Source organism: Dyadobacter sp. CY312 (genome assembly GCF_021390535.1).
In the GTDB taxonomy this organism is placed as follows: domain Bacteria; phylum Bacteroidota; class Bacteroidia; order Cytophagales; family Spirosomataceae; genus Dyadobacter.
In genome coordinates this window covers 360431-373621 of sequence record NZ_JAJUXG010000001.1, presented here as the reverse complement: position 1 = coordinate 373621, position 13191 = coordinate 360431, and the positions used below count along the sequence as shown (strand labels likewise).

General features: G+C 40.8%; 11 protein-coding genes. 7 read left to right on the top strand and 4 right to left on the bottom strand.

Annotated features, from left to right (window positions below; genetic code table 11):
* Positions 1-115 precede the first annotated feature (115 nt).
* The 4 genes from LZG71_RS01570 (at position 116) to LZG71_RS01555 (ending at position 7560) form a co-directional block, all read left to right on the top strand.
* Positions 116-1018 (top strand): helix-turn-helix domain-containing protein, encoded by a 903-nt coding sequence (locus tag LZG71_RS01570; protein ID WP_233816323.1) that lies wholly within the window; start codon positions 116-118, stop codon positions 1016-1018.
* Between the two features lie 795 nt (positions 1019-1813).
* Complete coding sequence (locus LZG71_RS01565) at positions 1814-2899, top strand: efflux RND transporter periplasmic adaptor subunit (protein WP_233816321.1); 1086 nt, start codon at positions 1814-1816, stop codon at positions 2897-2899.
* Positions 2900-2930: 31 nt separating this feature from the next.
* On the top strand, positions 2931-6134 hold the full coding sequence (locus tag LZG71_RS01560; protein WP_233816319.1) for an efflux RND transporter permease subunit: 3204 nt from the start codon (positions 2931-2933) through the stop codon (positions 6132-6134).
* A complete protein-coding gene (locus LZG71_RS01555) occupies positions 6127-7560 on the top strand; it encodes a TolC family protein (RefSeq protein WP_233816317.1) in 1434 nt (477 codons plus the stop codon). Before LZG71_RS01560 ends, LZG71_RS01555 begins: the two co-directional genes overlap by 8 nt.
* 97 nt (positions 7561-7657) lie before the next feature.
* Here the strand turns inward: LZG71_RS01555 and LZG71_RS01550 are convergent, their stop codons facing one another.
* On the bottom strand, positions 7658-7984 hold the full coding sequence (locus LZG71_RS01550) for a hypothetical protein (protein ID WP_233816315.1): 327 nt from the start codon (positions 7982-7984) through the stop codon (positions 7658-7660).
* Positions 7985-8394: 410 nt separating this feature from the next.
* On the opposite strand from LZG71_RS01550, the gene LZG71_RS01545 reads away from it, so the two are divergent.
* The gene (locus LZG71_RS01545; RefSeq protein ID WP_233816313.1) at positions 8395-8961 is read left to right on the top strand and encodes a biopolymer transporter ExbD; all 567 of its coding nucleotides are present in this window, start codon (positions 8395-8397) and stop codon (positions 8959-8961) included.
* 99 nt (positions 8962-9060) lie between these two features.
* Here LZG71_RS01545 and LZG71_RS01540 read toward each other — a convergent pair whose 3' ends face one another.
* The 3 genes from LZG71_RS01540 to LZG71_RS01530 all read right to left on the bottom strand — a co-directional run bounded on the left by LZG71_RS01540 (position 9061) and on the right by LZG71_RS01530 (position 11211).
* Entirely contained in the window at positions 9061-9288 is a 228-nt protein-coding gene (locus LZG71_RS01540) for a Kazal-type serine protease inhibitor domain-containing protein (protein ID WP_233816311.1), read from the bottom strand.
* Positions 9289-9522: 234 nt separating this feature from the next.
* On the bottom strand, positions 9523-9963 hold the full coding sequence (locus LZG71_RS01535; protein ID WP_233816310.1) for a hypothetical protein: 441 nt from the start codon (positions 9961-9963) through the stop codon (positions 9523-9525).
* 117 nt (positions 9964-10080) lie between these two features.
* Positions 10081-11211 (bottom strand): TlpA disulfide reductase family protein, encoded by a 1131-nt coding sequence (locus LZG71_RS01530; protein ID WP_233816309.1) that lies wholly within the window; start codon positions 11209-11211, stop codon positions 10081-10083.
* A gap of 185 nt (positions 11212-11396) precedes the next feature.
* Between LZG71_RS01530 and LZG71_RS01525 the strand changes: the two genes are divergently transcribed.
* Positions 11397-12479, top strand: coding sequence for a sensor histidine kinase (locus LZG71_RS01525; protein WP_233816308.1), 1083 nt, complete (start codon positions 11397-11399; stop codon positions 12477-12479).
* Positions 12472-13152, top strand: a complete 681-nt coding sequence (locus LZG71_RS01520) for a LytTR family DNA-binding domain-containing protein (protein WP_233816307.1) — start codon at positions 12472-12474, stop codon at positions 13150-13152. Before LZG71_RS01525 ends, LZG71_RS01520 begins: the two co-directional genes overlap by 8 nt.
* Positions 13153-13191 lie beyond the last annotated feature (39 nt).

The window sequence follows — 13191 nt, the reverse complement described above, 5'->3', positions numbered from 1 at the left end:
ATGAAATTTCGTCCAAATTCCTATTGCATAATCCGGGTTTAAGTTTTCAGGGACAGTTTGGTCTGATTTTAGGAGTGAGTTAACCGTATTCCACAAACCTGTACTTAGCGAAATCATGGATCGAATTTGTCAGCTTACCCCAATCAATCTGAGCGACGCAACGCACTTGGATACACTCGTTGAACATCGCCGCGTGTTCAACCTTCGTCATTGTGAGTTGAATATTTTTGAAACTTTTCACCGGTGCACCGATGTAAAGCTATCTTACAATGGTCTGGTGGTGTCAAGCATGATGCGGGGAAGGAAAATAATGTCGCTTTCCGGTTCGGAAGGGTTTGATTTTCTGCCAGGAGAAAGTGTGATTCTGCCGGATGACGTGACGATGCAGGTTGACTTCCCGGATGCCGATCTGATACATCCGGTACAGTGTGCAACCCTAACGCTGGATTGGGACGTGGTCAATAAGAATCTTGAATTTCTGAATGATCAGTATCCTAATGCTCAGGCGCCATATGAATGGAAATTCAATTTCAGTAAATACCATTTTGTAAATAACAAGGAGCTTGCAGGAAGCATTAATCGCCTGATCAGTATCAGTATGGAAACGGATGTGGCCAAAGATGCGCTGGCTGATCTTTCTCTAAAATTTCTTTTATTGAGGATTATCCAGACGCAGAATTTGGCATCTGTGAAGGAAAACGCAAGAAATGACAACCGGTTTGGCGGTGTAATAGAATACATTAATCAAAACCTTGGGGAGAAAATTAGTGTGGATGTGCTCGCCCGGGAATGTTGCATGAGCAGGTCTGCATTTTTCCAGGCATTTAAAAATCAGTTTTCTATAACACCTCTTGAATATATTTTGCGGGAGCGCATTCGTCTGGCCAAGGTATTACTCGAAAACTCCCAGCAAAGTATTACCGAAATTTGTCACCAGAGTGGTTTTAATAACCTTAACTATTTCATAAAACAGTTTAAAAGACAAGAAGGCATTGCGCCTGGTCTGTTTCGTGGTTGAAATTTACCTCCCAACCTGTAATTGTGATTATAAACATACCGCGAATTTCCTATACGCAACCTTGAATAATACAGTGGTCTGCAACAAACTTATGGCCTGAGTATGTATTTTAATTCCTTTTTAACACGGTTTTAACACCTTATTAACTGTAAATAGCGGTTTTTGTATCGGAATTAAATACGAGCCAGATCTATGAAAAATGAAATTTTTTCGCCAATAGCTTTCAGTATTTCATTTTGCTCAGGATTTAGTTCAACTTCGATAGGCTTTGTTGTTTATGAATAAGTTGCCCAGGAAATATTTTTTGTCACTGTGTATTCTGCTTTTAAGCGTATACGGTCTCATCTATGCTTATTCTTCCACTAAAAATTCAGGTGTCGCTACCGACGCTTCTGAAACTTCTTTCAAACAATGTTTTCGTCCCGTTGCAGACAATCAGCCTCAGGTTCGAAATCAATTTTCATCTGATTCCAAACATTCGTTTGGGACTTATAGCGAGAAAAATGAAGAGGAAAGTTTCGGACTGATCTTTCATAAAACGTATACTCACCTAGGTAACTACTTTACGCGTTTTTTCTCAGGCAGTTCAAACGTTACTTTTCTGAATAATCAAAAGCGATTATCACGCTGGTCGCACTGGTTTCGTACTTCCACCAGGAGGTATAGCGCTTTGTGTGTATTCAGAATATGATTTGACATTTCATAGGTGAAATAGGATTAAGTACAGGGTGAACCTGTACTCCTACAACGGAAACAAAACTTTTAATAAATCAAATTGTACTAACTAAAAAAGTCATGAAGAGAATTCTCATGGTCATTGGTATGTGTGCTTCTATGCTGAACACAAGCTGTGACTCGAAAAAGGAAGAAAAAAAGGAAGAAGAAACCGAATTTCTGGTTACCAATCCTATTGAGAAAGACACCATCGTTGATAAAGATTATGTGGCTCAGATCCACGCGATCAGCCACATCGAATTACGTGCCTTGGAGAAAGGCTACCTTCAGAAGATTTTTGTTGATGAAGGTCAGCATGTGAAACAAGGGCAGCTGATGTTTGAGATTATGCCAATGCTCTATGAAGCAGAACAACAAAAGTCTCAGGCAGAGGTCAACTTTGCTGATGTAGAATATAAAAATACAAAGGCTCTTGCCGACAGCAATATAGTTTCCAAAAATGAGCTTGCAATGGCTAAGGCCAAGCTTGATAAGGCCAAAGCCGAGTTGTCTCTTGCATCTGTACACCTTGGTTTCACGAAGGTGAAAGCGCCCTTTAACGGAATTATGGATCATTTTCAGGTAAGGCTTGGAAGTCTTGTTGATGAAGGTGATTTGCTGACGACCCTGTCCGACAACAGTAAAATGTGGGTATATTTCAATGTACCTGAGGCAGAATATCTGGATTACCAGACCAGGCTTAAATCCAATAAAAAGGAAGTAGTGAAGTTGATGATGGCAAACAATCAGCTGTTTGATCATCCGGGAGTGGTTGAGACGATTGAGGCAGATTTTAACAATGAAACGGGTAACATCGCGTTCAGGGCTACATTTCCAAATCCAAAAGGACTGCTGAGACACGGGGAAACAGGGAACATTGTTATTACAACACCATTGAAACACGCCATGATGATCCCTCAAAAAGCCACTTTCGAGGTTCTGGAAAAGAAATATGTTTACGTGATTGGCAATGATGGCGCTGTCCATTCAAGAGAAATCAAAATAGCGGCCGAGTTGCCACACATTTTCATTGTGGAATCAGGTTTGAAAAAGGATGATCAGATTCTTTTGGAAGGGTTACGTCAGGTAAAAGAGAATGAAAAAGTACATGTCAAATTCCTGAAACCTGATGCTGTCATGTCTAAACTAGGGCTGTACGCAGAGTAGAACCTGTCTTTCAAACGTAACTAAGAAATATATGTTTAGTAAATTCATACGGAGACCAGTATTCGCCATTGTAATCTCGATCATGATCGTGTTTATAGGCGTACTGGCTATCAAAAAATTGCCAATTTCCCAGTTCCCTGATATTGCACCAACAACGGTGAATATCTTTATCGCCTACCCGGGAGCAAGTGCTGACGTTCTTGTAAAATCTACGCTGATTACATTGGAACAGGCGATTAACGGTGTACAGGATATGCGATACATCGCTACCGATGCAACTAGTGCGGGTGAAGCTACACTTCGGATTATTTTCGAGCCCGGTACGGATCCAAACGATGCCGTGATCAGGGTTAAAACAAGGGTCGATCAGGTGATGCCGCTCTTGCCTGAACTGGTTCAACGTGAAGGGGTTATTATTACGCCGGTTCAGCCAAGTATGTTGATGTACGTCAACCTTTATTCAAAAGATAAAAGCATTGACGAGAAATTCCTGTTTAACTACGCTACTGTTAACATGATCCCTGAAATTCAGCGAACGAAAGGTGTGGCAAGAGCGCAGATATTGGGTAGCCGCAGGTATGCAATGCGCGTTTGGTTAAATCCGGATCGCATGCGTGCTTACAAAATTTCGACGGAGGAAGTAATGAAAGCAATGGGCGAACAAAGTATTATTGGTCGTCCGGGTCGTATAGGGCAAAGTTCTGGTATTGCGGCGCAATCGCTGGAATATGTACTCACCTACAAAGGCAGATACAGTGATCCTAAAGAATATGAAGACATCATCATTCGGGCGAATTCTGAGGGGGAAAGTATTCACTTGAAGGATATTGCCACTGTGGAGTTGGGAAGTGAATTCTTTGATATTTATTCCAATCTGGATGGTCAGCCTTCGGCAGCGATTGTATTGCGTCAGAACTATGGTAGTAATGCCAGTGACGTAATCGATGAAGTAAAAGGAAAACTCGAAGTGATGAAAGCTTCCTTTCCTCCCGGCGTAGATTACAAAATCAGTTATGACGTTTCCAAATTCCTTGATGCATCTATTGAGCAGGTGATTCATACGCTGCGTGATGCATTCATACTGGTTGCGATCGTTGTGTTTATCTTCCTGGGCGACTGGCGTTCAACACTTATACCGATCCTTGCGGTTCCGGTATCGTTGATCGGTGCGTTCTTTGTGATTCAGCTTTTCGGGCTATCTATCAACCTGATCACTTTGTTTGCGCTTGTACTTGCGATTGGTATTGTGGTCGATGATGCGATTGTCGTCGTCGAGGCCGTCCATGCGAAAATGGAAGAGAAGCCCTTTCTCACGCCATTCAGGGCAGTTAAAGAAGTACTTGGAGAAATTAGCGGAGCTATTATTGCGATTACGATGGTGATGGTATCTGTGTTTTTACCGATATCATTTATGTCTGGACCGGTCGGTACTTTCTACCGCCAGTTCTCGATCACCATGGCAAGTTCTATTGTGATTTCGGCATTGATCGCGCTTACCCTGACCCCTGTGCTTTGTGCGATGTTGTTAAAAAATCACCACGGACATACAAGGAAGAAAAGCCTGATGACCAAAGCGCTTGACAGCTTTAACAGAGGTTTTGATAAACTTACCGGACGTTATGTTGGCTTGCTGAAACTGATCGTAAACAAGAGGGTTTTGACGTTTGTGATATTGATAGTATTTGGTTTGGGTATTGTTTACGAAAACCAGATTTTGCCATCAGGTTTTATTCCGAATGAGGATCAAAGTACGATTTATGCCATTATTCAGACACCTCCCGGATCTACTTTGGAGAAAACCAACGAGGTATCGCACCGACTGATGAAGATTTGCGAGGAAGTTCCGGGAATTGAGTCGGTATCATCTTTGGCGGGTTACGAAATCATGACGGAAGGTCGTGGTTCCAACGCAGGTACCTGTTTGATCAACCTTAAATCGTGGTCGGATCGTGATCACAATGTGAAGGAGATCATGGAAGAACTGGAAGAGAAATCAAAAGGACTTGGCGCGACGGTAGAATTCTTCGAACCACCAGCAATTCCTGGTTTTGGTACGTCGGGTGGTTTCTCGATGCGTTTGCTGGATAAAAATACCGATACAGACTATCATGAGTTTGACAAGATCAACAAGGAATTCATGGATAATTTGGCGAAACGTAAGGAGCTTACTGGTTTGTTCACATTTTTTGCTGCCAACTATCCGCAGTACGAACTTGAATTTGACAATAAACTGGCGATGCAAAAAGGTGTTTCTATCGGAAAAGCGATGGACAATCTGAACATCATGATCGGTAGTACCTACGAACAGGGTTTCATTAAATTCAACCAGTTCTTCAAAGTCTATGTGCAGTCCGATCCGAGCTTCAGACGTTTGCCTTCTGACCTGTTAAAGCTTTTTGTTAAAAACGATGCCGGTGAAATGGTGCCCTATTCGGCGTTCATGAAGTTGAAAAAGGGACAGGGACCAAATGAGATCACCCGTTTCAATTTGTATAATTCCGCTTCAATTCAGGGGCAACCTGCAAAAGGATTTACCAATGCGGACGCCATTCAGGCGATACGCGAAGTAGCTGCGAAAACCTTACCGAAAGGTTACGACATTGCGTTCGAGGGGCTTTCTTATGATGAAGCAGGACGTGGAAATGAGGCTTTGGTTGTGTTTATGATCGTGCTTGCCTTCGTCTACTTTGTATTGGCAGCGCAGTATGAAAGTTTCATTATTCCGTTGGCGGTTGTCTTCTCACTTCCGGTTGGGGTTTTTGGTTCATTCTTTATGTTGAAAGCAATGGGACTTGAAAACAACATTTATGCGCAGATCGGGCTGATCATGCTCATCGGTTTGCTGGGTAAAAATGCCGTACTGATCGTCGAGTTTGCCGTCCAGAAGCGACAGGAAGGAGAAACGATTCTGAATGCGGCAATTGAAGGCGCAAGAGTTCGTTTCCGACCAATTTTGATGACCTCATTCGCTTTCGTTGCCGGTTTGATTCCATTAATTGTGGCAACAGGCGCTGGTGCAATTGGAAACAGAACCATTGGTGCGTCAGCATTGGGTGGTATGTTGTTCGGAACCATTTTCGGGGTCATTATTATTCCCGGACTGTATTACATATTTGCTAAACTGGCTGACGGCAGGAAGATGATCAAGGACGAGGACGAAGGTTCGCTTACCGAAGAACTTGTACATGCCATAGACACCTTTCCTCCAACATCACACATTGACGACAATGAATAGATTAAAAATAGCGAACTGGGCCGGAATCACATTTCTGGCCCTGGTTTACACCGGTTGCAGTGTACCTGCATTAATACAGAAGAAAGAAAATAAGGTGTTACCTGTGAGCTATAGTAGCACCCAGGATTCCACCAACACCGGTAAAGTGAACTGGAAGAATTATTTCACAGATCCATACCTGACCGCTTTGATAGACAGTTCTTTTGCCAACAACCAGGAGCTGAATATCACCATGCAGGAAATTGAGATTTCGAGACAGGAAATACGCGCCCGAAAAGGAGAATACCTGCCTTTTGTTGGCCTGGGAGGCGGTGCCGGAGTTGAAAAGAGAGGTCGATATACCAACATTGGAGCTAGTGAAGCAACCACAGATATTAAGCCTGGAAAAGAAACGCCGGAGTTTTTGCCTGATTTTCAGATTGGTGCTTATGCGAGATGGGAAGTTGATATCTGGCACAAATTACGCAACGCCAGAAAGGCAGCAGTGTCGAGATATCTGTCGTCCGTTGATGGCAGGAATTTCATGGTGACCAATCTCATATCTGAAATTGCCAACTCCTATTATGAATTATTGGCATTAGACAGCCAGCTTGCGATCATTCAGCAAAATATTGAAATTCAGAACAATGCTTTGAAAATCGTAAGATTGGAAAAGGAAGCAACACGTGTGACAGAACTTGCCGTACGCAGATTTGAAGCGCAGGTGCTACATACCCAAAACCTTCAATACGATATCAAACAGCGCATTACAGTAACAGAAAACAGGATCAATTTCTTGCTGGGAAGATATCCGCAACCGGTACTGAGAAGTCGTGAGGATTTTGTGAACCAGATGCCCAATGTAATGCAGGCTGGTATTCCATCCCAACTATTGGAAAATCGTCCGGATGTGAAGCAGGCTGAAAATGAACTGGCGGCAGCGAAGTTGGACATAGAAGTTGCAAAAGCAAACTTTTATCCTTCATTAAGTCTATCGGCTGGTTTAGGTTTACGCGCATTTAGTCCGGCATACATTGCCAAATTACCCGAGTCGCTGATCGCTTCGCTTGCAGGTGATCTTGTCGGTCCGTTGATCAACAAGAATGCAATTAAAGCACAGTATGCGACTGCTAATGCAAAACAGATTCAGGCTGTTTACAATTATGAAAAAACAGTTCTGAACGCTTATATCGAAGTTGCCAACGAGCTTTCGAATATCAGTAATCTGGCAAATAGTTATGATACGAAATCCAAAGAAGTACAGGCACTTACCCAATCTACCAACATTTCCAATGCATTGTTCCGCTCCGCAAGAGCCGATTACATGGAAGTGTTGCTGACGCAGAGAGATGCCCTTGAATCAAAATTCGACCTCATTGAAACAAAGATGAAGCAAATGAATGCCACGGTTAATATCTACCGTGCGTTGGGCGGAGGTTGGAATTGATGTAGAGTTTGTGGTTGTGAAAAGTGTGAATGCCGTCTCAGTTTTGGCTGGGGCGGCATTTTTGTTGATAGCTCCTTTACAGGGGATATGATTCAGTTTAATTAGAAGAACTTCGAACAGATCGACTTTCATATGATCTAGCCATATAGCCTTGATTTTTAATTAATTTCAGCCCATTTAGTTCTGGGATTATAATAATGCTGTCATTGGGAACAACTCCCCTCTCGATCCAGTTGGAGAGCCTTGAAGGTTTAATATTGTATTTTTTACAATAGTCGGAAAGGGTCATCCAATCTTTAAGACTGTATTCCTTGTCCATGATGACGAGCTTACTATTTGTAAAATCCATCAGCCGTGCCTCTACTTCATCCAGCTTTTTATTGACTTCTACAAAAACGGTATTGTTTTGTTTTACAGCTTCCATTAATGTTATGATTTGTAATGAGATTTCTCCACTGTTTTACATTTTCATGATATTCTTCATAGTCTCCCTCAAATACCTAATTCGCTCAATTGCTTGCTGGTACTCTTCCGCCGTAACATATTAATCAATAGACTTTCGGCTTCTTCAATCATTTGCGTTAATTCATCTACAACTTTTCTTTCCTGGTCTTACTCATTTCTAGTGTGTGTTTACAGGTTAATAAAGGTACATTTTGTGAATTAAATTCACAAATAATATATTAATGTTTAGACCCAAAAATTCATAGTAGTATCCAAGCGTTCATAAGATTTTAAAAAGTGAATCGAGACAAAAAAATCTAAAAGTTCGATGGTTAAATATATAATTTATTTATATATTTAACCATGATTCACATTTAACCATTTACTATCATGGCAGCTATTGAAGAAACTGGCAATGGAAATGAGAAAAAGGACAGCAATGTGAGAAAAAGGAGAATATCGACACGAGTGGATATGACACCAATGGTCGATTTAGGATTTCTTCTCATCACATTTTTTATGCTCGCAACAACGATGAGCAAGCCAACGGCTATGTCGGTATTTTTTCCGGCGAAGGATGCTGATGGTGGCGGACAGCCTATCAAAGCGTCTGGTGTTTTGACGCTCTTTCTGGGAGCCGACGATGATATCTATTACCTGGATGGACTAGCTGCCGATGATAAAAAGGCAGAATCATCCTTAAAAACAACTCGACCGGGGTTTGATTTACGTAACGTGATATTTGATGCTCAAAAGCGTGTAAGGGCATCCAAAGGCAGTTTTGGAATGCAAGACAATCCACTGACCATTGTGATCAAACCAACTGATGTTTCCAGTTACAAGAACATGGTTGACGCCATGGATGAAATGGCAATCACGAAAACGAAAAGATATGCGCTTGTGGACGAACTAACTGATTCTGAAAGAAAGTTATTGGGAACGAGAATCTTGGAATGAAATGGGAACTTGCTGATGAAAATGAGGACAAAACAACTTCTGTTCATATCCATTGAGCAGGGGTTGTTAATTTCAAGAACACTAAAATCAGCCACCGCATTAGTTCCCTTTTCCACATTCACCGGCTGTATAGTGTTTTACGCCTGCCGCCGATGCCGCGCATGCATTTCCATAGGTGATCCCATCACAGCCGCAAACAGGATCATATTGATACGTACACACCATGTCAGTAGCTGGACCTTTACAATCTGTTTCTAAATTTTTGTCTTCGCAGCTTAACAATAAACCTATTGTTACAATCGCTGCATATACTTTTACACTTTTCATAACCATTGGGATTCTAATTTAACAATCGAACCATGAGTTAATGAATGATGCAATTTATGCCGGGAAGGTTGGAATGTATACTCAAACTCGCATATCTCCTACCCAACGCCTTCTAAATCTCCCATCCATTTCCAAAGACAACCCCTCACTCATAAAACTGCCTATTCCTGATTTATTTAGGAACATACCTTTGGTTGGTACGTAATCGATAATTGTTCACATACTTGCCCTATACTAAAATATGCTAAATATGTCCTGGGATCTTGTAGGGAATTTCCGTCGCATTCGGTCAGGCGCTATACGTTTCAAGTAAAGGTGCATCTCGTTTACATGAATATTTCTCTCAGCGATCATATCCAATTCCTGCGGCGTGGCATAATACAGATATGCCCAACCGCTACCGGGATCAACGCTTATTACCAGCGTATTCAGATTTGTATTGTAATTAAGAACCCATCTGGTGTAACTGTTGGAATATGCATAAACTTCGTAATAATCCCTTTGTAAAAAGTTGTTCGTAACAAGTTCATTCAGCTTGTCGATTGCGATGAGGTCACCATCTCTTGAATCACCAAATTCAATTCGTTCGGAATTACTATGGCTCAGTCGGAATGAAACGTATAACACTAAAAGGCAGCCTGTAAAGCTTAGCCAAAGTATGCGCGATAATTTCATAAATATTTAAGGAGAGCTGTTAAATGTTCAATAATATTAAGTTACATAATGGATCTCTCTAATTGAAAATATTTTTAAGTCAACCTCATCACCGACCTGTTGATCCTATAAACTCCCCTACTTCTCACCCAAAGCCTTCTCTATCTCCCCATTCAGTTCCGAAGACAAACCTTCACTGACAAAACTTACTTTCCCCGATTTATCTATAAGCACGTATTGTGGAAAGGAATATAATTTATAGTTCTTTGTAACAGATTCATTTCCAGTAAGAAATGTAAAAGTCAACTCCTTTTTTCTGTTTGCATAGCGCTTAGCAGTTTCCAGTTGTTTTAAGTCATTTGTGATTGCGTAAATGAGCAGGCCCCTGCTTCTATACTTCTGAAGAAGACTTTGAATTTTAGGCATGGATTCCAAACATGGTCCACACCATACTTCCCAGAAATCAAGTAATACAACCTTTCCTTTTGCATCGGGCAATGAAATCTTTCTACCGTCAAAACTTTCGAGGTTAAACTCAGGGGCGGGTTTATCCACCAATCGAAATATGCCATGTTTTGAGTTTACCGGTTTAGTTTTCTGAATATAGGTTTTGAGAAAGGGTGGAGACGTGAACTCGTAAGTTGGTGCATCTCCATTTAACTGTAGGTCTTCGATTTTAAAGTATAAATCCTGAACCTTGCCCATTGTCTCCTGATGGTGACGAACCGCAACGGGCAACATATTGCTTTTGTTGATTTCAACGAGCTTATAACGATTACGGACATCATGTTCATCCAAATCTGCATACCCCATTTTTAAAAAATAATGTTTCACTTCAGAAGATGCGTCAAAGCGAATTACCCTTGATGTATCCAGCCTGATCAGATCAGGCATGATGATCCGTCCACCTGACTGGTTCAAGAATTGTATTGGCTCGGGCTTTATTGATGTTTGATAGGACAGTTCCTCCTCATTTGCGATGTACGCCATATTCCCATTAAACACCATTTGTTGTTTTACACCATCTTCTCTCGCCCAAAAATTGAACCCTAACACAGTATTGGTAGTATCTGCTTGTATCACAGCTTTACCAGTAATAATCCGGTTATGGCCTGTAACCAATGTGTCTGTACGTGTTAGAAGGTAGGCGGCTGTTTGAACGGAACGCTGTGCTTTTGTGACAGCTGAAACAATTTCATGGGCTGATTGAGCCATTACGTTTTTGGCAAAAAGCAGCCATATGATTGTCAATGAAAGGTAAATTCTCATAAGAAATGGGTTAGATTCACCGGCAAACATACTGCGTATCAACTCAGTGTATCCGGATATTAGCTTAACCCACTGGTATTTTCGACGATCCCGATTGGTCGAATAAAGAAGCTGTTTCGTCTAAAACCGATTGCGGTGCTGTTAATTTGTTTCGGTGTAGCAAAACAAAGAGCTAATTTCAGGTTATGAAAGACCCTCGCGAACCGCACGAAATATTATTCAGTCGGACAGAAATTCTGTTCTTCGTCACATTCTTTGTTGTATTCCCGATCCTAACTTCTGTTGAACACGATATTTACGAGAAAGCCAGTCTTTCTGTAACTTTTGAATCTATTTGGGAAGAAATTTTTCTGGGTACAATCAGAATGTTTCCATACTTGCTTTATTATAAAATGGTTCTGCCTTTTCTATTTGAGAAGCGATACCTTATTTTTGGATTGCTTGTTCTGGTCCTGTTATTATTTCTCAACCTGTACAAAATTTACATTCAATACTGGCTGGTGAGTAAGTTATGGTTTCTTCCGGAACAAACAATCAGGGACGCGACAAGATGGTATGAGTCCGAAGTTGTACTATTTCATTTTAGTATTATGTACATATTTCGCGAATTGCTGGTGGTGAGTGCTCTGGGATATTTTGTTCATTCGGGCAAGCAGGAAAAACAGCTGAACGAGATAAAAAATCAGCAACTCCAATCGGAACTTACATATCTGAAAGTACAGCTTCAACCCCATTTTTTCTTCAATACTTTGAACAATATATTTGCACTTGCAATGCAGAAATCTGACAAAACGGCGCCGCTGATTGCACGTCATGCAGAAATGATGCGCTATATTCTTTATCATTCCAACCAACAAAGTGTTGGGTTAATGAAAGAGGTGGATTTTCTTAAAAATTATGTAGAAGCCGAAATGCTCCGCTATTCAGATAAAACAGAAATATCTTTTGAGACTCAGGGAATAAATGACAGCTATGTTATTGAACCTTTGCTTCTCCTTCCTTTTATTGAAAATGCTTTTAAACATGGTTTGCAGGACAATACCTTAGGTGGATTTGTTTGCATAGTCATCTGTCTTATTGAAAACGAATTAACAGTTCAGGTTCGCAATAGTAAACTTGCGGAACCGTCTCAACATCCAAAAGGAATCGGACTACAAAATGCTTCCGGCAGGTTGAAATTACTTTACCCAAAACATCAGATTTTTACCAGTGAAACGGAGAATGAATATGAAGTAAACCTGACTTTGAATCTGATTGCTCATGATTAAATGCATTATAGTAGATGATGAACCTTTGGCACGTAAGGTGTTGGAAAATCACATCAACCGATTAGAAGACATCCATTTAATAACATCCTGCTCCAACGTGCTCGAAGCCCTTGCAGCACTGAACGCATCGGAAGTGCACCTGATTTTTATGGATATTAAAATGCCGGGCATTAATGGAATGCAGTTTATTAAAACACTTAAAAATCCACCACCGGTTATTTTTACAACGGCATTTAGTGAATACGCTGCCGATAGTTACGAGCTCGATGCAGTTGACTATCTGATGAAACCCATAGTTTTTGAGCGGTTTGAAAAGTGTATATCCAAATATTTAAAACTAAGTCAGGCACCACCGGAAAACAAAACATACACCTATTTTAAAGTAGACGGCAGACTGGTAAAAATTAATCATTTAGATATTATTTGTATACAATCAATCAAGGATTATGTCCTGATCAAAACAGCAGGTCAAAATTACATAAGTCATATGACTATGAAATATCTTGGTAAGTTATTGCCGTCGAATATTTTTAAACGAGTGCACCGATCTTATTTTGTTAACGTGACACACATAACCGCATTTGAAACCAATATGATTGAATTGGGAAATATAGAAATTCCGGTTGGAGAGAGTTATAAAAGGGAAACAAACTTGCTTAGAAAGGTACTTTGAAATTTATTTAATCTGCTGTTTAGCAATAAATGCGTAGTG